The organism is uncultured Anaerococcus sp. (assembly GCF_963512375.1).
Classification (GTDB): domain Bacteria; phylum Bacillota; class Clostridia; order Tissierellales; family Peptoniphilaceae; genus Anaerococcus.
In genome coordinates this window covers 1-26,140 of record NZ_CAUPMI010000020.1, presented here as the reverse complement: position 1 = coordinate 26,140, position 26,140 = coordinate 1, and the positions used below count along the sequence as shown (strand labels likewise).

Sequence of the window (26,140 nt, the reverse complement as noted above, 5' to 3'; positions counted from 1 at the left end):
ATATATGTCAAGAATAGGTAAACAACCAATACACATACCTTCTGGAGTAACAGTAGAAATAAATGGAAGAAATGTAAAAGTAAAAGGCCCAAAAGGCGAAGATTCTCTAACAGTATCTGAAAGAGTAACACTAGTCCAAGAAGGCGAAGAAATCCTAGTACAAATTCCAGAAAACTACACAAAAGAAGAAAACATCGACCACGGTCTATATAGATCACTACTAAACAACATAGTAGTAGGTGTATCAGAAGGTTATTCAAAAACACTTCAAATCGAAGGTACAGGATATAGAGCAAATAAACAAGGTAAAAACCTAGTAATGAACCTAGGCTACTCACACCAAGTAACAATGGCAGATCCTGAAGGAATCGAAGTAGAAGTACCAAATGATAGAACTATAATTGTAAAAGGATTCAACAAACAATTAGTAGGTCAACATGCTGCAAACATCAGAGCAAAAAGAAAACCAGAACCATACAAAGGCAAGGGAATCAGATACACTGATGAGCATGTAAGACGTAAAGTCGGTAAAACAGGTAAGTAGGAGAAAATAATGGCAAGAAAACACAAAAACGATAGACTAATAACTCGTAAAAAAAGAGTTAGAGCTAAAATTTCAGGCACTCCTCAAAGACCAAGACTTTCAGTATATAAATCAAATACAAACATCTATGCACAACTAATCGACGATGTAAACGGAGTAACACTTGCAAGTGCTAACACCCTACAAAAAGAAGTAAGCGAAGCTAAAGCAGCAAACATAGAAGCAGCTGAAAAAGTAGGAAGCGCAATAGCAAAAAGAGCACTCGAAGCAGGCATAGAAGAAGTAGTATTTGACAGAAACGGATATTTATATCACGGAAAAGTTAAAGCACTAGCAGATGCAGCAAGAGAAGCTGGTCTTAAGTTTTAGGAGGTTTTGAAAGTGAAATATTTATTAAAAAGTGAAGTGGAAAAACTAAACCTCGAAGATAGAGTAGTTGCAATCAACAGAGTTGCTAAAACCGTAAAAGGTGGACGTAACATGAGATTTTCAGCACTAGTAGTAGTTGGAAACTCAAACGGAGTAGTTGGTGTAGGAACAGGTAAAGCTACAGAAGTACCAGAAGCAATAAGAAAAGCAACTGAAAATGCTAAAAAACACATGATCGAAGTTCCAGTAGTAGGTACAACAATACCACATAGAATACAAGGACACTCTGCAGCAGGAAGAGTACTACTAATGCCAGCAGCAGAAGGTACCGGAATCATCGCAGGTGGTCCAGTACGTGCTATATGCGAACTTGCAGGTTACAAAGATATCAAGGCTAAAAACCTAGGTACATCAAACCCAAGAAACATCATCAATGCATGTGTAGAAGCATTCTCAAACATGAAAACAGTCGAAGAAATCGCAAGACTTCGTGGTAAATCGGTAGAAGAATTTGACTATTAAGGAGAAAACAATGGCAAAAATTGAAATCACACTTAAAAGATCTTTTATCGGTAAAAAAGATGATCAAATAAGAACAGCAAAAGCCCTAGGCCTAAGAAAAATTGGTCAAACAGTGGTAAAAGAAAATAATGACGCAATCAAAGGTATGATACACAAAATCGACCACATGGTATGTGTCAAAGAAATAAACTGAGGTGGGAAATGAAATTACATGATTTAGCCCCAAATGAAAGATTAAAAGATAAGAAAAGAAAAGGTAGAGGTGCAGGTTCAGGCCTTGGTAAAAGATCTGGACGTGGACAAGACGGCCAAAACTCAAGAAGTGGTGGCGGTACAAGACCAGGCTTTGAAGGTGGCCAAATGCCTCTATACAGACGTCTTCCAAAAAGAGGATTCAAAAACATCAACAGAAAGATTTACGAAACAATCAATGTTGAAAGCTTAAACATCTTCGAAGACGGAACAGAAGTAACACCAGAATTATTATTTGAAAACAAAATCCTAAGAAAAAACAAAGCAAAAGCAGGCGTTAAAATCCTAGGAGACGGAAATCTAGAAAAGAAACTAACAATAAAAGCTCACAAATTCACAAAATCTGCAGAAGAAAAAATCAAAGCAGCAGGTGGATCAGTAGAAACTATCGAAGTTAAAAAATGGGTAAAACCATCTAAAAAAGCTTAATAGAAAAGAGTGATTCATGCTAGATATAATAAAAAAGGCAGCTGGAGAAAAGGAAATTAGACAAAAATTTTACTTTACTCTAATGATGCTTGTAATCTATAGGTTAGGAAATAACATTCCAATACCATTTATAGATGCCCAAGCCCTAGCCAATGCTTACAGCAATGTTGAGGGAACCTTAGTCGACTACCTAAACATGTTAACAGGTGGTGGCTTATCAACCCTATCAATATTTGCTCTAGGTGTACAACCATACATTACAGCATCAATCGTAATGCAGCTGTTAACAGTTGTAATACCAAGGCTAGAAGAGCTAACTAGAGAAGGTGAGCAAGGAAGAAAAACCATCCAAAAATACACCAGATACGTAACCATAGCTTTAGCAATATTCCAAGCAATCGCTATAACAAACGGTCTATACGGAGCAGCCCTATCAAATGCGACAGGCTTCCAAAAAATCGTAATGAACGTAGTATTAATCGGTGGAACAATGTTTGTAACATGGATGGGCGAAACCATGACAGAAAAGGGACTTGGCAATGGTACAAGCTTACTAATCTTCATGGGAATCATCGCCTCCTTCCCAAGAACCCTAGCTAGATGGCAAGAAGGTCTACACTACAAAACCACAAGCGTACTTGCAATCGCCATAATGTGCGTAATCATAGTACTAATAGTAATGGCAGTAGTAATGATCTCAGAGGGTGAAAGAAAAATACCAATCCAGTATGCAAAAAGAGTTGTCGGACGTAAAATGTATGGCGGCCAATCAACCCACATACCAGTAAAGGTAAACATGGGTAACGTAATGCCAATAATCTTTGCATCAGCAGTTCTAGCAATCCCATCAACTGTTTCCCTATTCTTTGGAAACGGAAGACAAAGTGGATTAACAGCATTTTTCAATAATTCAACCTTTGGATTTGGAGTATACCTATTAGTACAAAGTGCGCTAATATTAATATTTGCCTACTTCTACAATCAAATCCAATTTAACACTGTCGAGTATGCAAAGCAACTTCAACAAAACGGTGGATTCATCCCAGGCATCAGACCTGGAAAACCAACCAGTGACTTCCTAGCAAATGTATCAACAAGAATCACATTTGTAGGATCAGTAGCCCTAGCCCTACTAACCATAGTACCAGCTGTAGCAAGTAGAGTATTAGGACTAGACATATCATTCGGTGGATCAAGCGTCATAATCGTAGTTGGAGTAATAATAGAAACTGTTAAACAAATCGAAGCTATGATGACAATGAAGCAATATAAAGGATTTTTAAACAGGTAAGACATGAATATAATTTTGTTAGGCCCACCAGGAGCTGGAAAGGGTACGCTATCAAGTAAAATAATAAAAGAAAAAAATGCAGTTCAGATAGCAACAGGTGATATATTCAGATATAATATCTCAAATAAAACTGAACTTGGAATGAAAGCGAAATCTTATATGGACAGAGGAGACCTAGTACCAGATGAGCTAACAATAGACCTGGTATGGGATGCCTTTGATAAAATTGACCACGAAAGTGACACCCTAGTCTTATTTGACGGATTTCCAAGAAACATGAAACAGGCCAAAGCCTTAGACGATGGAATGGAAGAAAGAAATACCGAAATAAGCAAGGTAGTATACTTTAATGTAGATAGCCAAATCCTAATAGATAGGATTACAGGCAGAAGAGTATGTCCAGACTGCGGAGAAACCTACCACATAGAAAATCACAAGCCAGAAAAAGAAGGCATCTGTGATAGATGTGGGGGAAAATTAATCCAAAGAAACGATGATAACTACGAAACAGTCAAAAATCGTATCAATATCTACAACGAACAAACCAGCCCACTTATAGACTACTACAAAGAAGCTGGCAAGTTAATAACAATAGATGGCGCTAAAACTCCAGAAGAAGTTTTTAACGAGTTTAATGATAAATTAGGGGAATAAACTTAATTTATGTTAGGAAAAAAAGATGTGATAGAATCTTTCATAGATTTCTAGAACAAAGTCGTTGATAAGAAATAAAGCGTTCAATAGACATTTTAGAGATAATAAAAAGGAGGTTCTATCAATGTCAAAAAAAGATGCTATAGAAGTAACAGGGGAAGTTATCGAAGCCAAACCAAATGCAATATTTGTGGTAAGACTAGATAACGGACATGAAATACAAGCTCATATATCAGGAAAGCTTCGTATGAACAGCATTAGAATATTAGAAGGAGATAAGGTAACAGTAGAATTATCTCCTTACGATCTTAGCCAAGGTAGAATAACTTGGAGAAAAAAATAGCCCGGCGATATATCGGGTAGTCCCTCGATTCTGGGTGAAGGATTTGAAAAATCCTTCATTTTCGAGACAAGCGTAGCGAGTCCGAAAAACTAAGCGAGATGGCTTGAAAAGCCATCGAGAGGATATTACATTCTTAATTAAGAAAAAAGTCAAGAAATAAATCCTTCATTTTCGAGGCAAACGAAGCGAGTCCGAAAAACTAAGCGAGAGGCCGGTGGCCTCGAGAGGACATTATCCAATTTTCTTACCAAGGCAAGATATAAACTTAAGTTAGGAGCAAAAATGAAAGTTAGAGCATCAGTTAAAAAAATGTGTGATAAATGCAAGGTTATCAAAAGAAACGGAAAAGTAATGGTAATCTGCGACAATCCAAAACACAAACAAAGACAAGGTTAGGAGGGTACAATGCCAAGAATAGCTGGTATAGATTTACCTAGAGAAAAAAGAGCAGAAATCGGACTAACATATATATATGGTATAGGTCGTTCAACTGCAAACGAAATACTAAAAAACACAGGAATCAATCCTGATACAAAGATGAAAGACCTTACAGAAGAAGAACTCGGTCAAATCCGTGATGAACTAAACAAATACACAATCGAAGGTGACCTAAGAAGAGAAAGAAATCTAAACATCAAGGCCCTAAGAGAAAATGGTTCATACAGAGGACTAAGACACAAAATGGGACTTCCAGTAAGAGGTCAAAACACTAAAAACAACGCAAGAACAAGAAAAAGCAGAAAGGGTTAATAAATGGCTCCAAAAGGAAAAAAATCTACTAAAGGTAGAAGAAGAGTTAAAAAGAATGTTGAACGTGGCCAAGCACACATTTCATCAACATTCAATAATACAATGGTAACACTTACTGATATGCAAGGAAATGCACTCTCTTGGGCAAGCGCAGGACAATTAGGCTTTAGAGGCAGCAGAAAATCTACTCCATTTGCAGCTGGTGAAGCAGCAGATGTAGCAGCAAAGAAAGCTATCGAACATGGTCTAAAAACTGTAGAAGTTTACGTAAAAGGCCCAGGTTCAGGAAGAGAATCTGCAATCAGAAGCTTACAAGCAGCAGGACTAGAAGTTACAATGATCAAAGATGTAACACCAATCCCACACAACGGATGTAGACCACCAAAGAGAAGAAGAGTTTAATAAGGAGATATTATGGCAGTAAGTAAAGATCCAGTTTACAAAAGAGCGAGAGCTTTAGGTATTTCTCCAGCCTACCTAGGATACACAGGTTCTTCAAACAGAGCTCTTCCACAAAGAAGAAGCAAACTATCTGAATATGGTATGCAACAAAGAGAAAAACAAAAAGCAAAATTCATCTACGGAGTAAGTGAAAAGCAATTTAGAGGTTACTACGACAAAGCTAGCAGAATGAAGGGACAAACAGGTGAAGAGTTAATCATCCTATGTGAAAGAAGACTAGACAACATAGCCTTCAGATCAGGCCTAGCAAGAACAAGAAGAGAAGCTAGACAAATAGTAACACACGGCCACTTATTAGTAAATGGCAAACAAGTAGACATCCCATCATACCTAGTAGAAGAAGGCGATGTAATCGAAGTTAGAGAAAAATCAAGAAGCAAAGAACTATTCAAAAACATCAAAGAAGTAAATGCATCATTTGGCGTAGTAGAATGGTTAGATTCTGATATAGAAAACCTAAAAGTAAAAGTAGAAAAATTCCCAACAAGAGAAGAGATAGATATTCCAGTTGAAGAACGTATGATAGTAGAGTTTTACTCTAAATAGGATTAATTAAGTTAGAACTAAGGAGCTACCATGATCGAAAAATTAAACACAGATATAGAAATACTGGATATAAACGAAGAAGACCATTACGGCAAATTCGCCCTATATCCATTAGAAAGAGGATATGGTACAACCATTGGAAACAGCATGAGAAGGGTGCTACTATCATCCTTACCTGGTTCTAGCGTCTCAAAAATACTAATAGATGGTGTACTCCACGAATTTTCAGTAATAGATGGAGTAGTTGAAGACGTTCCTGAAATAATATTAAATATCAAAGGCCTAAGAGTCAAAAAACACTCAGAAGAAGACGTGACCCTATTTTTAGACATAGAAGGACCAAAAATAGTCACAGCCAAAGATATAAAAGAAGATGCCTTAGTTGAAATAGCTAATCCTGACCATTATATAGCAACAGTAAATGATAAATCTAAGCTATTAATAGCAATGGATGTCACAAATGGAAAGGGCTATAGGATAAGTGAAGAAAACAAAGACGAAGCAGATCCTATAGGAACAATCGCTATCGATTCATCCTTCACTCCAGTAGAAAAAGTAAACTACACAGTAGAAAATACTAGAGTAGGGGAATCAACAGACTATGATAAATTAATCATAGAAGTATGGACAAATGGAACAGTCAGCCCACAAGAAGCCCTAGCAGAAGGCTCATCCATCCTAATGGAAAACTTCTCCTTCTTCAATGAACTACCAGATAAACAGTTCCCACCAGAAGAAGAAATAATCGAAGAAGTTGAAGAAGAAAACTTAGACGAAGGCCTAAACAAAACAATCGAAGAATTAGACCTATCCCTAAGATCATTTAACTGCTTAAAGAGAGCAGGCTTCAACACAGTGGCAGATATCTTAGAAGTTCCAGAATCAGAATTAAAAACAATCAAAAACTTCGGTAAAAAATCACTAACAGAAGTAATAGACAAAATCCACGAACTTGGATTTGCTCTAAAAGATGAATAGGAGGAAAACATGGCAGGAAAAAGAAAACTTGGTAGAAGAACCGACCACAGAAATGCTATGCTAAGAAACCTAGTACAATCATTACTTGAAAACGGTAGAATCGAAACTACAGTAACAAGAGCCAAAGAAACACAAAAAATGGCTGAAAAAATGATCACACTAGGTAAGAAAAACACACTTCACACAAGAAGACAAGCAGCAAGCTACCTATATAAGCCAGAAGTAGTTCAAAAACTATTTTCAGAAATAGCACCAGAATATGAAAACAGAAATGGTGGATACACAAGAGTACTAAAACTAGGACCAAGAAGAGGCGACGGATCAGAACGCGCAATCCTTGAATTAGTTTAATAAATAAATGCCCAAAACTCGCGGCTGTGGGCATCAGATAATTTATTTAGATTATAATTTAAATAAAGACCATCCTCAAAAGAGGGTGGTTTTTTCGTGACTAAAAGAGAGATGTTTATATTTTGTAGATCCCTGACAAAATCACCCTCCTATATCATTTATACAAAGCAGTGAGGAATAATCCTATGAAGTTAGGATTAAAATTAAATTATTTTAAATGATTAATTAATTCTGCAACAGCCCTAATCCCACCCAAGCCCGCACAGTCGGGCTTTTTCTTTTCCTAAATTTCATTTGCAAACTAGATTGAATTAGCATGCTAAAAATGATATAGTCATATTAAGAAACTTTAAGGGGCATGTGATGACAAAGTCTTTAGGAAAAGCACATTATTTAAGAGAAAATTTCAATTTTTTTATCCTAAATGCCATGGATGATTGGGTTAGGATAATAGATGACAGGGGAGAAGTTGCCTTTGTTAATGATGCCTTAATGGAAGCCCTAAATAAGAGCCAGACCCTAAAGACCTACCTAGACGATAACATCGACCTAATCTTAAGCAATAGCAACGAAGTAGTCAAGACCACGACCATGATCGAAGAAAAGCACATCGATGGCAAATATTATTCCATAAAGACCTCGCCAATCTTCTACGACGGAGACTTTGCTGGCACAATCGAAGTCTACAGGGATATTACAAGCGAATCCATCCTAAAAATCGACCTCTACAATGCCAACAAGGACATGATTGATGATTTAAGATTTGTAAGAAGAATCCAATCCTCAATCCTTCCCAAAAATAAAACCTACGGCAAGCTTAAGATATCAGGTATCTACAGCCCTTCAGAAAAAGTCTCAGGTGACCTTTACGATTTGATCAAAATCGACGAAAATAGGTCAGCCTTTTATATAGCAGATGTCATGGGCCATGGGGTCAAGGCGTCGATAATGACCATGTTTTTGAAAGTGTCCATGTCCGCAATCTTTGACAAGCACCCAGAATACAGCCCTAGCCAAGTCTTTCTCAATCTCAGGAAGAAATTTACCAGACTTGAGATAGACTCCAGCCAATATTTCACAGCCTGGCTTGGCATATTTGACTTCAGGGACAATAGCCTAGTCTTTGCCAATGCTGGCCACAACTGCCCACCCCTAATCTATAAGCAAAGCCAGGGAGCAGCTGATTACCTACTCGTAAGCGGCAGGATGATATCAAATATAATCGAAGCAGACAAATACAAAGAAAAAAAACTAAGCTTAGAAGAAAATGACAAGATTCTATTCTTCACAGATGGGACCATAGAAGCAAAAAACGAAAATGGCAAGGAATACGGCCTAGAAAGGCTCAGAGAAGAATTCTCTAACAATCCTGACCTAGAAGCTCTCTACCAAAACATAAGAGACTTCAACTGGCAGCAAATGGCAGATGACCTAACCCTTGCCCTCATAGAATACGGAGGAAATGATGAAAATTAACCAATATATAGACCACACCAACCTAAAGGCAGATGCCACCTTTGACCAAATCAAAAAACTAGTAGACGAAGCAGTAGAGTACGACTTCTACTCAGTTTGCGTCAACTCATCCGATGTCAAATTCATAAGAGATTATAACAAAGACATCAAAATCGCAGCAGTAGTAGGATTTCCACTAGGAGCCATGACCAAGGATGCCAAAGTCTTTGAGGCAAAAGAAGCCATCAGAGATGGGGCAAGCGAAATCGACATGGTAATCAACATCGGCAGGCTAAAATCAGAAGACTACTTCTATGTAGAAGATGAAATCAGAGCCATCAAAGAAGCCATAGGAGATAATATCTTAAAGGTAATCATAGAAACTTGCCTTTTAACAGAAGATGAAAAAGTCAAAGCCTGCAAGCTAGCCCTAAATGCCGGGGCAGACTTCGTCAAGACATCCACAGGCTTTTCAACAGGAGGAGCGACTGTCGCTGATATCAAGCTAATGAAAGAAGCAGTAGAAGGTAAGATCAAGGTAAAGGCAAGCGGTGGCATCCACACAAAAGAAGAAGCCCTAGCCCTAATCGAAGCAGGCGCTGACAGGATAGGCGCAAGCAAGTCAATAGACATCTGCAAGGAGTAAAAATGGCCAACGAAATAATGATGCAATCCTTTGAATGGGATACAAATGGAGACGGTTCCTTCTATAAAAATCTAAGCAAAGCAGCCAAAGACCTCAAAAAGGCGGGCATAGATGCCCTTTGGCTCCCACCAATGTGCAAGGGAGGCGGGGACATGGACGTAGGCTACGGAATCTACGACCTCTGGGACCTAGGTGAATTTGACCAAAAAGGCACCATCAGAACTAAATACGGGACCAAAGACGAACTAATCAAAGCCATCGAAGACCTCCACGCAGCAGGCATCAAATCCTACGCAGACGTAGTCCTAAACCACAAGGGCAATGCAGACTTTAAGGAAAACTTCAAGGCAGTCATGGTAGATCAAAACAATAGAGAAGAAGACGTCTCAGGAGAGATGGAAATTGAAGCTTGGACAGGCTTTGACTTTGAGGGAAGGAAAGGTAAATATTCAGACATGGTCTGGCACTACTACCACTTCACAGGAGTAGACTACGATGCCAAGACCGATACATCAGCCATTTTCAGAATCCTAGGCGATGGCAAATATTGGGACGAAGACGTCTCCAAAGAAAAGGGCAACTTCGACTACCTCATGAACTGCGACATAGACCACACCCACCCAGAAGTAAGAGAAGAAATATTCAAATGGGTTGACTGGTTCACAGAAGAAACCAAGGTCGATGGCTTCAGATATGATGCCCTCAAACACATATCAGGCGACTTCATCTACGACCTATCCAAATATGTTATACAAAAAAAGGGAGCAGACAAGTTCTACCTCTTCGGAGAATTTTGGCAATATGACACAGGAGCCATCGAATCCTACCTAGACAACTCAGACTACAGGATTGACCTCTTTGACGTACCCCTACACTTCCATATGAACGAAGCCAGCAAATCCATGGGCAACTACGACATGAGAAAAATTTTTGACAACACCATAGTCAAAGACTTCCCAGCCCAGGCAGTAACCTTCGTAGACAACCACGACAGCCAACCAGGCCAATCTCTAGACTCATGGGTAGAAGAGTGGTTCAAAGAAATAGCCTACGCCCTCATCCTATTCAGAAAAGACGGTTACCCATGCCTCTTTGCAGGAGACTACTACGGCCTAATAGGAGAACATAAAACAGAACCACTAAAAGACATGCTAGATAAGATGATGCAAGTTAGGAAATCCTACAACTATGGCGAACAAGACGACTACTTCGACCACCCATCAGTCATAGGCTGGGTCAGAAGAGGAGATGAAAGCCACAAGCCACTAGCAGTCCTAGTCTCAATAAAAGACATGGCAGAAAAGCAAATGTTCGTCGGCGAAAGCGAAGCTGGAGCCACCTACACAGACCTATCAGGCAAAAACGAAGACATAAGCATAGATGAAAACGGAAATGGAGTATTTACAGTTGGACCGGGAACAGTAACCTACTGGGTCAACAAAGACACAATATGAAATATTACGCAGTAAAAAAAGGCAGAAATCCTGGGATCTACACATCCTGGGATTCTTGCTTAAAAGAAGTAAAAGGCTACCCAAACGCCTCCTACAAGTCCTTCAAGACTAAAGAAGAGGCCCTAGCCTTTATGTCAAATGAGAAAAAGGAAATAAAAATAGACCAAGACACAGTCATAGCCTACGTAGACGGATCCTTCAACCTCAAAGAAAAAACCTACGGGGCAGGAGTAGTCCTAATAAAAGATGATACAGAAGAGACATTCTACAAAGCTTATAAAGACGACTACTACATCCACAGAAACGTAGCAGGAGAAGTAAAGGCAGCAGAGCTAGCCATAGAAAAAGCCCTAGAAAAATCCTACAAAAAAATCCTAATCCACCACGACTACCAAGGCATAGCCAGCTGGGCCGATGGAGAATGGAAAGCAAACAACACCCTAACCAAAGCTTATCAGGCCTATATAAAAGAAGCAAGAAAGCAAATAGAGATAGGATTTGTAAAAGTAAAAGGGCATTCGAATGATAAGTATAATGATCTTGCAGATGAGTTGGCCAAAAAAGCTATTTTTTAAAATAGCTTTTTTTCAATATCAAAAAATTGAACTTTAGGGGGCTTAGCCCCCTAAAAACCCCCTTTTTATCCTTGTTTTTTAATGAATTATTATTATTTGCTATTTTTCTTCGTTATGTCATCTCATAATAAATAATTGTCATCAAGCTGATGATTTCGGCAAAGGGGGAGGGCCAAGGACCCTTTCGCATGGGTCCTCATCGCCCTCCCCCTTACACCCCCTCTTCGTTACACCCCGCAAGCGACTCCTTAGCGGAGGGCGATATATGTAGATTTTTTTCAAAAATCTTCTTTATTATGGCGGATAACTTCGTATTTAGGTAGCTTTGCTCTTACTGATTTAAAATCAAAAGCCCCCTAAAAATCACAATCTAGTCCAACTAGGATTTTTATAGCTACTTATCGTCTTAGTAGTTACAGTATTTGTATTTAAGTGTGGATGTCAGTGTGATTTTCTAAACGGTGACTTTTTATTTTAAATCTCTTCATAGATTAGTATAGAAGTCTCGCTTATCGCAATGTTTGCAAAAGCAAACGAGCCTAATAACTAATATGACGTTAATATCCTCTCAGAATACAGAACAAATCTCCCAAGGTCGGGAGATTTTGTAAATGGAGATGCAGTTAAGAAAATCTCCTGACGCACGATTATAAATAAAGATTCTGTAACTTCTAAGATGTAGAGTAGATATAATACAAAAATTTGGGCTAGATTGAGATTTTTAGGCATCGGAATGTCAAAATCAGTTAGGATAGGGATAGCTAATACAAGGGGTTCCGTCTACAAAGAGTGGCTTGCCAACGGCAAGCTTCTATACATGCTCCCCGCTTTAGGGGCCGCCTGGGGGTGTAACGGAGAGGAGTTTAAGGGGAGGCCGATGAGGGACCATGCGGAAGGTCCCTTGGGCCTCCCCTTGAGACGAAGATTTAATTGTAAATAGAAAAAATTTATTAAGTGATAAAGTTACGAAGAACAATACTATATAATATTGTATCACTAAAAGAAAAGACTCTTGGCCCTCCCCCTTGGACGAAGATTCAATAGTAAATAATAATCATTTAATAAAAGATATAGTTACGAAGAGAAACACCAAATGATATTGTATCATTAAAATAAAAGTAATAATTCCGAAGAAAAATAGTAAATAAAAACCATTATACTATATGATATTCCCTTGATTTTAATATATTAATTGGTATATTATTAAATATTATCAATACAACAAAAACCCACACAATTAACATTAAAGTAACCCTCATAATTGTGAAGATTTCTTAGAAGTCCAAATCTTAGGACAAAAACTTGAAATCAAGCCATTTAATCCTAATGAATGGAAATTCTATTGTAGAAATTCTAGCCAATTGTGAAGATAACTTGTTGATATATTTAGATAAATTTTAGATATATTGATATTTTGATCAAATGTGTTGACAATGTGGAGACTATGTTGTAAGATAATAATTGTAAAGTGAGTACTAAAAAAATGTACAAAAATTAAACGAAATTTATAAGGAGAACAATAATTATGAAATTAAATAAATTAGCAGCAGGTGCTCTTGCACTAGCTCTAGGTCTTGGTGCAGTAGCACCAGCAGTAGCTGCAGAACACAGCTATTCACAACTTAACGCTGAACAAGCAGACAAACTACAAAAAGAAGCTCAAGGACTAAGAGAAAAATTAGTTAAAGCTGGCGAAGCTGAAACAAAAGCTAAAGCAGCTTACGACGCAGCAAAAGCTGAAGAAAAAGCAGCTTATGATGCATACGTAGCTCTAGTTGGACAAGTTTACGAACTTTCTACAATCAGAGATTACGTAAAAGGTGAAAAAGACGTTGATACAGCAAAAGAAAAATTCGTTAAATTTGCTAGAATTCAAAAAGAATCTCAAGAAAGAAATCTTGCTCAAAAAGCATACAACGAATTAGACGCACTTACAAAAGTAACACTTCCATCATTTGAAGATCTTCTTAACGGTACAGGCAGAACTACAGTTGCTGCTCTAGGTGATAAAGATGCTGCAGATAAAGTTCCATCTGGTGCAGTAGCTGAATCAGTAGGTGGACTACTAAGACAACTTGCTTCATATGATGATGCAAAAGTTTCTGAAAAGAAAATTGCTGATGCATTTGATAGACTTCTTGTAGCAGTTAAAGATGCTAACAGAAAATTCAGACTAATGAACGAAGCTAAAGCAGCTACAATTGCAGCTAAAGCTAAGCTAGATGCAAACCTAAAAGAAGCTGACGTATACCTAAGACAATTTGGTGCAGCTCTAGTTTATGACGGAAGCAAATACAAAGTAACAGGACCAGAAGTTGCTGGACACCCAACAGAAGCTGGTAGAGACCTTGGTAAAGTAGCATCTTCTAAAAAAGTTGACTATGCAGCTCTTAAAGCAGCTAGAGATAAAGCATTCGAAACATACAATGCAGCTAAACTACTTCTTGAAAAATTCCCAGAAACAGTTAAATCTGTTAAACCAGCTCTAGAAGCTGAAGTTGCTAAAGCAGCTAACCTAATCAAGAAAGCAGACGCTCTTCTAGCTAAAAAATCAGCATTCATCGCTACAGCTTACGCTGCAGAAGAAGATGACGCAGCAGCAGCTGAAGAACTAACAAAAGCTCTTAACGAAACAAACGACAAAATGGAAGAGCTTATGAACAAAAACGAAAAAGAAAACAAAGAAATCAACGAAAAAGCTGAAACACCAGTTAAACCAGCTGAAGAGAAAAAAGAAGAGAAAAAAGAAGACAAAAAAGCTAACAAACCAGCAAGAAAAGCTGGAAACAACGCTAAAACAGGTATCGCTGGAGTAGCTGGCGTAGCTGGAATCCTTGCAGCAGCATCAGTTGCTTACGCAGCAAGCAAAAGAGACTAATTAATAATTAGAATCTAAAGAGGCGGTCAACAAAGAGTGCACTCTTAGACCGTATCTTAAAATAAAATACCCGGGTACTCACTTCAAAAAACCTTCCATTAATTTGGAAGGTTTTTTTATGGGGATTTTGAGATTAATGGGTAATAATACAAATCACATTCATATGTATTAAACCCACTTACTAAACCCCTAAGAGTTTAAACCTGTCACTAAACCACCCATCCGCATGACTCACGCACACACCCACCCCGAAAGAGCTATGGAGAGGAGGGGTCTCATCAGTAGAGTGCATAAAGAGATTAGTAACTACATCGGGCTATGTATGTACATAATTAAGTAGAAACCAATCATCGATGTACCCACAAAACTCTAAAAACACCTAACCATGAGATTTCTCGTTTCACTCGAAATGGGAGGGAAGATGGTGACACACTTGTTTAGGTTCCTTACAAATAATATTATCTTAGACAATAATTCATATTCTAGCACAACTAGGGACTAAACTCTCCCACCCCGATAGAGCGATAGCGACGAGGGGTCTCATCAACTTTCTCTATATAGGGATTAGCCTCTACATCGGGCCATGTTCCTACTCCATTATGTATAAAAAAATCACCGATGTATGTACAGAACCCTAGATAAACAAAACCATGAGATTTCTCGTTCCACTCGAAATGGGAGGGGGACGCTGGTTCCATATTTTATTATCATCCTTGAAATATAATATTCTCTTAACGAATAATTCAAAAACTAAAGCTTACCACGGCATCCAAAACCCCGTACGTCCACACAATAACCCACCCCGACAGAGCTTGCGACGAGGGGTCTCATGGTTCTTTACATAAAGGGATTAGTAAATACATCGGGCCATGTATATACTTCAATAGGTACAAACCTATCACCGATGTAGGTACAGAACCCTTGATAAACAAAACAATGGGGTCCTCTTAGAGCCGGACGGGCTTGCACTCACGTTCGTTCGAAATGGGAGGGGGTGTTGCTATTACATTTAATTTTAATTCCTTAAGGCTAATATTCTTCTTATAGAAACCCTCTGTATCAAACAATACCATGAACCACATACCCACACCAAACACCCCACACCCCCAATCATTGAAAACCACCTATTTCCTAGTATAATACAAGGGTATAAATGTGTGTATTTTAAAGGCCTTTTGGGTCTTTTGCTTTATAAAGAATGTGAGATTTTATGAAATTTAAGCTTAATTCAGAATATAAACCACGTGGAGACCAGCCGGAGGCTATTAAAGAGCTTTCTGAGGGAATCCTTGCTGGTAAGAAGGACCAGATCCTAAGAGGGGTGACTGGGTCTGGTAAGACCTTTACCATGGCCAATATTATCGAGAAGGTCCAAAGACCTACCCTTGTCCTTGCCCACAACAAGACCCTTGCCTACCAGCTTTTTACAGAGTTTAAGGAGTTTTTCCCGGACAATGCTGTAGAATATTTTGTTTCCTATTATGATTATTACCAGCCAGAGGCCTATGTGGCTGCAACTGACACCTATATTACCAAGGACTCATCTATCAACGATGAGATTGACAAGATGCGCCACTCTGCGACTATGGCTCTTTTTGAGCGTAGAGATGTTATTATTGTGGCATCTGTATCTTGTATTTACGGCTTGGGTGATCCGATTGATTACAAAAAGCTAGTCGTATCCCTAAGGCCTGGCCAAGAAATAAGTCCGGCAGGAGTTATGAAAAAGCTAATTGATGTCCAATATGTGCGAAATGACGTGGACTTTGATAGGGGGACTTTCAGATCTAGGGGAGATATCCTTGATATCTATCCAGCAGGTTTTGACCAAAAGGCCATCAGGGTTGAGTTTTTTGGAGATGAAATCGACCAAATTTCAGAATTTGATCCTCTAACAGGCAAGGTTTTATCAAAGCTTTCCCACGGCTATATCTATCCTGCCAGCCACTACGCTACAACAAGCGAGAAGACTGAAAGGGCAATAGTTACAATTGAAGGAGAGCTAGAAGAGAGAATCAAGGAATTTGAAAGCGAAAATAAATTATTAGAGGCCCAAAGAATTGAGCAGAGAACTAGGTATGACATAGAAATGCTCAAGGAAATCGGCTTTTGCTCGGGTATAGAAAATTATTCTGCCCACCTATCCCAAAGGCCAAGAGGGTCAAGACCTTACACCCTAATTGACTATTTTCCAAAAGATTTCGTCCTAATGGTAGATGAGTCCCACGTCTCTATCCCACAAGTAGGGGGCATGTATGCAGGCGATAGGTCTAGAAAGCAAAATCTAGTAGATTACGGCTTTAGGCTCCCTTCAGCCCTAGATAACAGGCCACTTAAATTTGAAGAATTTGAAAAGCTAATTAACCAGACAATCTATGTATCGGCAACACCAGGCCCATACGAGATGGAAAAAACAGGGGGTAAGATTGTCGAGCAAATTATAAGGCCAACAGGGCTTCTTGATCCACTTGTAGAAATAAGACCGACAGAAAATCAAATAGATGATCTCATAAATGAAGTCTACAAGACCAAAGACAAGGGTGATAGGGTCCTAGTCACAACCCTAACCAAGAAAATGGCCGAAGACCTCACAGACTACTTAACAGAAAAGCAAATCAAGGTCAAATACCTCCACTCAGACATCAAGACAATCGAAAGAAGCGAGATAATAAGAGAGCTAAGGCTAGGAGAATTTGACGTCTTAGTAGGAATCAACCTCTTAAGAGAAGGATTAGATATACCAGAAGTATCCCTAATAACAATCCTAGATGCCGATAAGGAAGGATTTTTAAGAAGCGAAACCTCCCTAATCCAAACCATAGGAAGGGCCGCCCGTAACTCAGAAGGCAGGGTAATAATGTATGCCGACCGCATCACAGGGTCTATGCAAAAGGCAATCGACGAAACAGAAAGAAGAAGAAAAATCCAAGAAGCCTTCAACAAAAAGCACAATATAACCCCAACCACCATCAGGAAAAACATAGGCGAAATAATCCAAGTAACCAAAAAAGCAGAAGAAACAGAAGAAATCCAAGAAATAAACAGAGCAGAAATAGAAACAATCCTAATAAACATGGAAGCAGAAATGTACAAGGCTGCAGAAGAATTAGACTTTGAAAGAGCAGCAAAACTAAGAGACCAGATAAAAAAGATGAGAGAAGATTTCTGATTCAAAATCAGAGTATTTTAGGGGATTTTCCCCTAAAACCCCTTATTTCTTATACAATATAAGATTATTATTTGGTTTAATTCTTCGTATTGTTATCACATAATAAATGATTATTATAAGTATATCCCTTCGTTCAAGGGGGAATCCCTAGGGAACGTTTCGCACGTTCCCTCATCGGACGGAAACCCGTTTGCTACGCAAACTCCTTCGTGCTACCGCACTACGTTTCCGGCATAAACGCCCCAAATCAAGGGGCGTTTATGTCCCCCTTACACCCCCATTTCCCTCACCCCCTCTGCTCCTAAGGCGGAGTGCGAAACATGAAGATTGCCTAACGGCAATCCACTCTTGGTAGACAAAACCCTTTGTATTAGCTATCCCTATCCTTAGTGATTTTGAAATTCATTCGCCTAAAATCTGATAACTCGCTACGCTCAAACAATCAGATTTCTTAACGGCTCATTCATTTACAAAATTTCCAGACCTTGGGAGAATTATTCTGTATTCTGAGAGAATATTAACGACAAAGCAGGTCTAAGGCTCGTTTGCCTTTGGCAAACATTGCGATTAGTGGGGCTTATATTTTAATCGCGATAGCGATGGGTTTTCTAATCTATTGGAAGATTTAAAATAAAAAGTCACCGTAAAGAAAATCACACTGACAGTCGCACTTAAATACAAATACTGTAACTACTAAGATGATAAGTAACTATCAAAATACAATTTGGACTAGATTGTGATTTTTAGGGGACTTTTGATTTTAAATCAGTAAGAACAAAACCACCAATATACGATGTAATCCGTCATACCAAAGAAGATTTTTGAAAAAAATCTTCCTATTTCGCACTCCGCTCAAGGAGCAGAGGGGGTGAGGGAAATGGGGGTGTAAGGGGGAAAGCTGGAGGGGGCCTCTGCCGCCCCCTTAGCGTTCCCCCTTATTACGAAGATTCAATTGTAAATAAAAATAAATTACTAAATGGTTAAGTTACGAAGAAAAATATTAAATAACAATAATTCATAATGAAATAAAGAAAAAATAATTTATCTTGGATAAAAAAAGAAAGGACTATTAATGTCAGAAAAAAACATTATTATTAAAGGAGCAAGGACTAATAATCTCAAAAACATTGACCTGACTTTGCCTCGTGACAAGATGATTGTCTTTACGGGTTTGTCTGGGTCAGGGAAGTCTACTCTTGCCTTTGATACTATCTATGCTGAGGGCCAGCGCCGTTATGTGGAGAGCTTGTCTTCTTATGCTAGGCAGTTTTTGGGTGGGATTGATAAGCCTGATGTCGATGCTATTGAGGGGCTTTCTCCTTCGATTTCTATAGATCAGAAGACTACCAATAGGAACCCTAGGTCTACTGTTGCTACTGTGACTGAGATTTATGATTATTACAGGCTCTTATATGCTAGGATTGGCGATGCTTTTTGTCCAGTTTGTGGCAAGCCTATTGTGGCCCAGTCTGTGGACCAGATGGTTGACAGGATTATGGAAATTGAGGAGGGCTCTAGGATTCAGCTCCTTGCTCCTGTGATTAGGGGCAAGAAGGGCCAGCACAAGAAGGCCCTGGAAAATATTAGAAAAGAGGGCTTTGTTAGGGTTGTGATCGATGGAGAGAGATATGAAATCGAAGATGACATCGATCTTGATAAGAATAAGAAGCATGATATTTCTGTAATTGTCGACAGGATTAAGATGAAGCCTGGCATTGAATCTAGAGTGGCTGATTCGATTGAAACTATTATCGGCCTTTCTGATGGGCTGGTGATTGTGGATGTGATTGGTAAGGAGGAAATCCTCTTATCATCCAAGCTTGCCTGTCCTGAAGGCCATGTGTCCTTGCCAGAAATTACCCCAAATATGTTTTCATTTAACGCTCCTATTGGCATGTGTCCAGAGTGTAATGGGCTTGGCTTTCATTTACAAATTGATAAGGACCTTATTATTCCTGATTATAGCCTTTCTATCAACCAAGGGGCTATCGATCCTTATGCAGGTTCTGGCAAGGGTACCTACTATTACCAGGTGGTAAGGGCCATTGCTGACCATTATAAATTTGACCATGACAGACCTCTTGAAGATGCTCCAGAGGGGATGATTCACGATATCCTCTATGGTACTGATTATGACCTTTCTTTTATTTTTGATTCTCACTTTTCAGGTCAAAAACGCTATGTGGGGATTTTTGAAGGGGCCATCCAAAATCTTTGGGATAGGTACCAAAGGACCAATTCCGATGCTCAAAAGAAGAAATTTAGGGAATACATGGGCGAAGAGGAATGCAGGGTCTGCCACGGAGATAGGCTTAAACCTGAGGTTTTGGCTATTAAGGTTGGTGGCCTAAATATTTCAGAGTTGACTCGTCTTTCTGTGGCCAAATCTATCGAGTTTTTCGAAAAGTTAGAACTTTCCGAGATGAAGGCGAAGATTGCCGAGCTTATTATCAAGGAAATTAAGGGCAGGCTCAAGTTTTTAGACGATGTAGGCCTATCCTACTTGACCCTAAATAGGGCGGCGGCGACTCTTTCTGGTGGGGAAAGCCAGAGGATTAGGCTGGCTACCCAGATAGGCTCTGGCCTTGTGGGTGTTTCTTATGTCCTTGATGAGCCATCTATTGGCCTCCACCAAAGGGACAATGACAAGCTAATAAAATCTCTAAGAAACCTCACCGACATCGGCAATACCCTCATAATCGTAGAACATGACGAAGATACCATGAGGGCGGCAGATTATATAGTTGATATCGGTCCAAGGGCTGGCATCCACGGGGGCCAGATTGTCGCTAAGGGTAGTCTTGATGAGATAATGAAAAATAAAGATTCCATAACTGGGGACTATTTGGCAGGCAGGAAGAAAATTCCTGTACCAAAGGAAAGGCGCAAGTCTGATAAGTTTATAGAAATAATCGGGGCTGGGGAAAATAACCTCAAAAATATTAACGTGAAATTCCCACTTTCAACCCTCACCACAGTTACAGGTGTATCTGGCTCTGGTAAGTCTTCACTTGTCAATCAAATTCTCTACAAGGTCGCCACAAGAAAGCTTAATAAAACCAAAATCCACGCCGGTATCCACAAGAAAGTTATAGGCCTTGACCAGATTGACAAGGTCATAGCCATTGACCAGTCACCAATCGGTAGGACTCCAAGGTCAAACCCAGCCACCTACACCAAGCTTTTTGACAGCATCAGAGATGTCTTTGCCATGACCAACCAGGCCAAGATGAAGGGCTTTAAGAAGGGAAGATTTTCCTTTAATGTCAAGGGAGGCAGGTGCGAGGCTTGTAAGGGAGATGGGACAATCAAGGTAGATATGATGTTTTTGCCTGATGTTTACGTGCCTTGCGAGGTTTGCCACGGCAAAAGATACAACAGGGAGACCCTGGAAGTCAAATACAAGGGCAAGGATATTTCAGAGGTCCTTGATATGACAGTCGAAGAAGGGATAGAATTTTTTGAAAACCACCCACCAATTGTAAGAAAGCTCCAAACCCTCTACGATGTAGGTCTTGGTTATATCAAAATCGGCCAACCATCTACAGAATTATCAGGAGGAGAGGCCCAAAGGGTCAAGCTTGCAACAGAGCTTGCCAAGGTATCAACAGGTCAGACCCTCTACATCCTAGATGAGCCAACTACAGGCCTTCACACAGCAGATGTCCACAAGCTAATCGAAGTCCTAAATCGCCTGGTAGATCAAAATAATACGGTAGTAGTAATCGAGCATAACCTAGATGTAATCAAGGTTTCAGACTACATCATCGATCTAGGCCCAGAAGGAGGCGATGGGGGCGGAGAGATTGTCGCCACCGGCACTCCAGAAGAAGTCGCCAAGGTCAAAAAATCCTACACAGGCAAATACCTAAAGAAAATCCTAAAATAAGATCAAGTATCATTGAAAAATCAAAGGCTCCTGATAGAAAAAATCAGGGGCTTTTGTATTGGAAGAAAATATATGAAAAAATAATTGCTAAAAACTTACAAGTATCATATAATATATCTAAAGAAATCTTTTTCCTGAAAATTCGGGAAGTGAGTTGCAAGTAAAAATGTAAGCGGTTAAACTTGCTATTTTTAGGCAAAGAAAGGAAATTATATGACAGAAGTTAAATTATCCCTACAATCAATTCAAAATGACAAGGCCCTATGGGAAGAAAAAGGCTTTGCATTGCCAAGCTATGACATTGAAAAGGTCAGAGCGAACACAAGAGAAAACCCTGAATGGGTACATTTTGGTGGTGGAAACATTTTTAGAGCCTTCCCAGCTAGAATTCAAGATGAAATCTTAGATGAAGGCCTAGCTGAAACAGGTGTTATTATCTTTGAAACCTTTGCTGCAGAAAAGCTAGACTATATTTTCGGTGAAAATGATAACTTATCAACAGCTGTAACCCTCAAATCTGACGGCACAGTTGACCTAAGAGTAGTAGGAGCAATTGCAGAAACAGTAAAGGCAACCAAGGCTCAAGATTGGGCAAGGGCTGAAGAAATCTTTGCCAAAGAAAGCTTAAAGGTAGTATCTTTCACAATCACAGAAAAAGGCTATAACATCAAGGGCTTAGACGGGGACTTTACAGACCAAGTTAAGGCAGAAATGAAGGATAAGGACCTAAATGTATCTAACTCAATGGCGATAGTCGCAGCTCTTTTATACCACAGATTTAAAAATGGAGCTTATCCAATAACCATGACATCTATGGATAACTGCAGCCACAATGGCGATAAGCTAAAGGCATCAGTCCTTGATTTTGCAAAGGCTTGGGCAGAAAATGGCATAGTAGAAAAAGAATTTGTTGACTATTTAGAAGATGAGACCAAGGTATTTTTCCCACTATCAATGATCGATAAGATAACACCAGTGGCAGATAAATCAATCGGTAAGATCCTTAAAGACAAAGGCTACAGCCCAGTAGAAAGCCCAGTTATGGATGGCAGACCACAACCACCTTCATATGTAAATGCTGAAGAGACAGAATATTTAGTAATAGAAGAATCAAAGGCTACAGAGTATCCTCAATGGGATAAGAAGGGCATCATCTTTACAGACAGAAAGACAGTAGATGAAGTAGAGACAATGAAAGTAACAACCTGTCTAAACCCACTTCACACAGCCCTAGCAGTTTATGGTTGCCTACTTGGCTATGACCTAATAAGTGCAGAAATGAAAGATGAAGACCTAGTCAAACTAATCAAGGGCGTAGGCTACACAGAAGGTATGCCAGTAGTAGTAGACCCAGGTATCATCGATCCAAAGGCCTTTATCGATACAGTACTAAATGTTAGATTCCCTAACCCATTCCTACCAGATGCTCCACAAAGAATAGCAACAGACACATCTCAAAAGGTAGCTGTAAGATATGGTAAGACCCTAAATGCTTATAAGGCTCAAAACCCAGAAGCAATCAAAGACCTAAAATTCATCCCAGCTGTTATAGCTGGTTGGTTAAGATATCTCCTAGCCATAGATGATGAAGGAAAAGCCTTTGAACCATCACCAGATCCAATGCTAGCAAGCCTACAAGAAGACCTAAAAGATGTGAAATTTAAAGACAACGAAGGCATCGATGAGAGCCTACTAAAGATTATAGGCAATGAAGAAATCTTTGGCATAGACCTAGTAGAAATAGGCCTAGCTGATAAGATAATAGCAGACTTCAAAGAAATGAATAAAGAAGAAGGCGGAGTAAGAAAATTCCTACAAAGCCTATAAAACAAAGACCACCGGGTAACTGGTGGTTTTTTTGGTGGGTAATTTATGAAAATTCTTAAGCGGAAATTAAGCCATAAGTATAAAGACTTTTGCTAAGACTGGCGAGATAGTTAGATTCGAAAGTCATTCAGGCGAGCGAAGTTAGGAAGAATCATATCATTTCAATCTTTAAAATATTCTCTTTTGACTATTGACATTTATCTTATATATGCTATAATATTCATATGAGCAAGCAATCATATGAAAGGAGGCTAATATGAATATAAAAAATATTTCAGATAATATCTTGGCTGATCTGGCTGATTTGTTTAAGATTTTCTCAGACTCTACCAGGATGAGGATTATGTATAGGCTCTTTGATGGACCAGTGAGTGTGGGAGATATAGCTGAAAGCCTTGATATGAGCCAGTCGGCTATTAGCCACCAGCTTAGAAATCTCAAGGAGAATAATCTTGTAAAGGCAGAGAGGGATGGGAAATCTATGATGTATTCCCTGGCTGATGACCACGTCAAGATTATTATTACAACTGGCCTTGACCATGTTTGTGAAGATTGCAAGAATTGCCCAGAGTGCGAAGAAATTTGTGAGGATTAATTTAGGAGGATTTTATGAAAAAGAAATATATTATCGAAGGTTTGGATTGTGCTAATTGTGGAGCTAAGATTGAGGATGCTATTTCCAAGATGGATGGAGTAAATTCAGCTAGCGTTTCATTTTTAACTGAGAAGGTCAAGCTTGATTTAGCTGATGATATAGACCTTGTTGCCTTCCTTAAAGAGGCCAATGAGATTGCTGATAGGATTGAACCAGGGTCTGTGATTAAGGAGAAATAGATGTTTAAGTTAATGACTAAGGACCACAAGAAAGAGCTTTACAAGCTTATTCTTATTGGCCTTGCTAGTTTTGGACTTGCCTTTGCGACAGGCCACAGGCATAATGATGTCGGTCATCCTAATTGGGGAGTGCTTTTAGCCTTTCTTCTCTTGTATTTAATAGCGGCTGCTGATGTTTTGAAGGCTGCCTTTGAGGGGATTAAGAGGGGCCAGGCCTTGGATGAGAACTTTCTTATGACTATCGCTACCCTTACAGCCTTTATCATAGGAGATTATGTTGAAGCTATTGCTGTTATGGTTTTTTATGGCTTTGGAGAGCTATTTGAAGAGATTGCTACCCACCGTTCTAAGGAAAATATCAAGGACCTCCTAGACCTAGTGCCTGACCTTGCTAATAGGGTTCTTGATGATGGGTCTGTTGAAGAGATTGACCTGGATGATGTAGAAGTGGGTGATATACTCATGGTTCGTGATGGGGAGAAGGTCGGAGTCGATGGCCTTGTAATCGAAGGCAGGGCCCTGGTTGATACTTCTTCTGTAACTGGAGAATCTATGCCGGTTGAAATCGAGCCAGGAAGTCAAATCATTTCCTCATCTATTGTCACAGATGGGATTATAAAATATAGGGCAGAGAAGGAATTTGACGATTCTGTAGCTGCTAAGATTATCGAGCTTATTGAGGATTCACACACAGCAAAATCTGATAGCGAAAAGCTTATTACTAGATTTGCCAGGGTCTACACACCAATTGTCGTGGCTCTTGCAGTCCTAGTTGCCCTTGTTCCACCACTTTTCATGGGTGGGGCCTGGTCAGATTATCTCTTTAGGGCAGCGACCTTTTTAGTATTGTCCTGTCCATGTGCCCTTGTCTTGTCAGTGCCACTTTCCTTTATGTCAGGCCTTGGGCTAGCAAGTCGTGACGGGATTTTGGTTAAGGGCAGCCAATATTTTGAAGACCTAAAGACAGCTGATATTCTCCTTACAGATAAGACAGGAACACTAACTACAGGAGAATTTCTTGTTAAGGATATAGTTTATTACAATAATGGTGATAAGGAAGAGCTATTAGATTTTATTTATAATCTAGAAAAGATGTCTACACATCCTCTTGCACAAGGTATTGTCGCCTCTCTTAATAGAGAAGAAAAACCTGATTTATTTGATGATGTTGAAAATGAAAAGGGTCTCGGAATTAAGGCTAGAACTAAGGATGGCAGAGAAATAAAAATTGGATCAGCAAGATATGTAGCCTATGAGGGAGAACTTACAGATAGGGCCGTATTTTTAGCCGTAGATGGAAAGCTAGCTGCAAAGATTATCGTTGAAGATGAGATAAAGAAGGGGGCTAAGGAGACTATTGCCTACCTTAAGGGAGAATTTAAGGAAATTGGTGTCGTATCTGGAGATAGCGTCTTTGCTGTAAAGGACTTGGCTGATAAGCTTGATATAGATATCTACCATGCAGAAGTCATGCCAAAGGACAAGCTAGAGATCATGAAGGCCTACCAGGATGCTGGCCACAAGGTTGTCTTTATAGGCGATGGGATAAATGATGCCCCAGTCCTTAAGAATTCTGACATAGGCATATCCATGGGCGAGACCGCATCAGATTTAGCCATAGAATCATCAGATATCCTAATAGCAAATGGCCAGTTTAGCCAGCTTGAAAGACTGATGAAGATAGCAAGTATCACCAATTCGACAGTTATACAAAATATTGTCTTTATAATGACAGTAAAAATTTTAATACTAATCCTAGGCCTCTTTGGCTATGCATCAATGTGGCTAGCCATCATAGGAGATGTAGGCGTATCCATAGCCGCCATTCTCTGGGCTATGAGGATTTTAAAAAAGGACCTCTAGGGGTTCTTTTTAGTACCATAAATAGTGTAAGAAAGAAAGTAATTTCTATCTTGCACTAT

25 protein-coding genes are annotated in these 26,140 nt (G+C 39.3%); all 25 read left to right on the top strand.

What is annotated here, in order from left to right:
• Nucleotides 1-4: 4 nt before the first annotated feature.
• On the top strand, nt 5-544 hold the full coding sequence (rplF, locus tag RRB46_RS08590) for a 50S ribosomal protein L6 (protein WP_296127697.1): 540 nt from the start codon (nt 5-7) through the stop codon (nt 542-544).
• A gap of 6 nt (nt 545-550) precedes the next feature.
• Nucleotides 551-913: a 50S ribosomal protein L18 gene (rplR, locus tag RRB46_RS08585; RefSeq protein WP_399530159.1), complete on the top strand. Its 363-nt coding sequence runs from the start codon at nt 551-553 to the stop codon at nt 911-913.
• Nucleotides 914-925: 12 nt separating this feature from the next.
• On the top strand, nt 926-1,435 hold the full coding sequence (gene rpsE, locus RRB46_RS08580) for a 30S ribosomal protein S5 (protein WP_296127702.1): 510 nt from the start codon (nt 926-928) through the stop codon (nt 1,433-1,435).
• Nucleotides 1,436-1,445: 10 nt separating this feature from the next.
• Nucleotides 1,446-1,628 carry a 50S ribosomal protein L30 gene (gene rpmD, locus RRB46_RS08575; RefSeq protein WP_234025846.1) on the top strand — a complete coding sequence of 61 codons (183 nt, stop codon included), beginning with the start codon at nt 1,446-1,448 and terminating at the stop codon, nt 1,626-1,628.
• An 8-nt stretch (nt 1,629-1,636) separates the two neighbouring features.
• Nucleotides 1,637-2,116, top strand: a complete 480-nt coding sequence (gene rplO / locus RRB46_RS08570) for a 50S ribosomal protein L15 (protein ID WP_296127705.1) — start codon at nt 1,637-1,639, stop codon at nt 2,114-2,116.
• A 16-nt stretch (nt 2,117-2,132) separates the two neighbouring features.
• A complete protein-coding gene (secY, locus tag RRB46_RS08565; protein WP_296127708.1) occupies nt 2,133-3,407 on the top strand; it encodes a preprotein translocase subunit SecY in 1,275 nt (424 codons plus the stop codon).
• 3 nt (nt 3,408-3,410) lie between these two features.
• On the top strand, nt 3,411-4,061 hold the full coding sequence (locus tag RRB46_RS08560) for an adenylate kinase (protein ID WP_296127711.1): 651 nt from the start codon (nt 3,411-3,413) through the stop codon (nt 4,059-4,061).
• Nucleotides 4,062-4,185: 124 nt separating this feature from the next.
• Nucleotides 4,186-4,404 (top strand): translation initiation factor IF-1, encoded by a 219-nt coding sequence (gene infA / locus RRB46_RS08555; RefSeq protein ID WP_265214196.1) that lies wholly within the window; start codon nt 4,186-4,188, stop codon nt 4,402-4,404.
• A gap of 282 nt (nt 4,405-4,686) precedes the next feature.
• Nucleotides 4,687-4,800, top strand: coding sequence for a 50S ribosomal protein L36 (rpmJ, locus tag RRB46_RS08550; protein WP_019191178.1), 114 nt, complete (start codon nt 4,687-4,689; stop codon nt 4,798-4,800).
• 9 nt (nt 4,801-4,809) lie between these two features.
• Nucleotides 4,810-5,154: a 30S ribosomal protein S13 gene (gene rpsM, locus RRB46_RS08545; protein WP_106461008.1), complete on the top strand. Its 345-nt coding sequence runs from the start codon at nt 4,810-4,812 to the stop codon at nt 5,152-5,154.
• 3 nt (nt 5,155-5,157) lie between these two features.
• Complete coding sequence (gene rpsK, locus RRB46_RS08540; RefSeq protein WP_072536891.1) at nt 5,158-5,556, top strand: 30S ribosomal protein S11; 399 nt, start codon at nt 5,158-5,160, stop codon at nt 5,554-5,556.
• Between the two features lie 12 nt (nt 5,557-5,568).
• Entirely contained in the window at nt 5,569-6,162 is a 594-nt protein-coding gene (gene rpsD, locus RRB46_RS08535; protein WP_296127729.1) for a 30S ribosomal protein S4, read from the top strand.
• Nucleotides 6,163-6,192: 30 nt separating this feature from the next.
• Complete coding sequence (locus RRB46_RS08530) at nt 6,193-7,140, top strand: DNA-directed RNA polymerase subunit alpha (RefSeq protein WP_311538216.1); 948 nt, start codon at nt 6,193-6,195, stop codon at nt 7,138-7,140.
• 9 nt (nt 7,141-7,149) lie between these two features.
• Nucleotides 7,150-7,491 (top strand): 50S ribosomal protein L17, encoded by a 342-nt coding sequence (gene rplQ / locus RRB46_RS08525; RefSeq protein ID WP_296127734.1) that lies wholly within the window; start codon nt 7,150-7,152, stop codon nt 7,489-7,491.
• Between the two features lie 363 nt (nt 7,492-7,854).
• Entirely contained in the window at nt 7,855-8,967 is a 1,113-nt protein-coding gene (locus RRB46_RS08520) for a SpoIIE family protein phosphatase (RefSeq protein ID WP_311538215.1), read from the top strand.
• Nucleotides 8,957-9,592: a deoxyribose-phosphate aldolase gene (gene deoC / locus RRB46_RS08515; protein WP_311538214.1), complete on the top strand. Its 636-nt coding sequence runs from the start codon at nt 8,957-8,959 to the stop codon at nt 9,590-9,592. The genes RRB46_RS08520 and deoC overlap by 11 nt, the downstream gene beginning before the upstream one ends.
• Before the next feature lie 2 nt (nt 9,593-9,594).
• The gene (locus RRB46_RS08510) at nt 9,595-11,046 is read left to right on the top strand and encodes an alpha-amylase (RefSeq protein ID WP_311538213.1); all 1,452 of its coding nucleotides are present in this window, start codon (nt 9,595-9,597) and stop codon (nt 11,044-11,046) included.
• Nucleotides 11,043-11,621: a ribonuclease H family protein gene (locus RRB46_RS08505; RefSeq protein ID WP_311538212.1), complete on the top strand. Its 579-nt coding sequence runs from the start codon at nt 11,043-11,045 to the stop codon at nt 11,619-11,621. The genes RRB46_RS08510 and RRB46_RS08505 overlap by 4 nt, the downstream gene beginning before the upstream one ends.
• A 1,525-nt stretch (nt 11,622-13,146) precedes the next feature.
• Complete coding sequence (locus RRB46_RS08500) at nt 13,147-14,499, top strand: hypothetical protein (RefSeq protein ID WP_296127746.1); 1,353 nt, start codon at nt 13,147-13,149, stop codon at nt 14,497-14,499.
• Nucleotides 14,500-15,709: 1,210 nt separating this feature from the next.
• A complete protein-coding gene (uvrB, locus tag RRB46_RS08495; RefSeq protein ID WP_311538211.1) occupies nt 15,710-17,668 on the top strand; it encodes an excinuclease ABC subunit UvrB in 1,959 nt (652 codons plus the stop codon).
• 1,072 nt (nt 17,669-18,740) lie between these two features.
• The gene (gene uvrA, locus RRB46_RS08490) at nt 18,741-21,557 is read left to right on the top strand and encodes an excinuclease ABC subunit UvrA (protein ID WP_311538210.1); all 2,817 of its coding nucleotides are present in this window, start codon (nt 18,741-18,743) and stop codon (nt 21,555-21,557) included.
• Nucleotides 21,558-21,770: 213 nt separating this feature from the next.
• Nucleotides 21,771-23,384: a mannitol dehydrogenase family protein gene (locus tag RRB46_RS08485; protein ID WP_297689968.1), complete on the top strand. Its 1,614-nt coding sequence runs from the start codon at nt 21,771-21,773 to the stop codon at nt 23,382-23,384.
• A gap of 256 nt (nt 23,385-23,640) precedes the next feature.
• Nucleotides 23,641-23,979: a helix-turn-helix transcriptional regulator gene (locus RRB46_RS08480; RefSeq protein WP_296127759.1), complete on the top strand. Its 339-nt coding sequence runs from the start codon at nt 23,641-23,643 to the stop codon at nt 23,977-23,979.
• Between the two features lie 14 nt (nt 23,980-23,993).
• Nucleotides 23,994-24,218 carry a cation transporter gene (locus tag RRB46_RS08475; RefSeq protein ID WP_296127762.1) on the top strand — a complete coding sequence of 75 codons (225 nt, stop codon included), beginning with the start codon at nt 23,994-23,996 and terminating at the stop codon, nt 24,216-24,218.
• Nucleotides 24,219-26,081, top strand: coding sequence for a heavy metal translocating P-type ATPase (locus tag RRB46_RS08470; RefSeq protein WP_297689970.1), 1,863 nt, complete (start codon nt 24,219-24,221; stop codon nt 26,079-26,081).
• Nucleotides 26,082-26,140 lie beyond the last annotated feature (59 nt).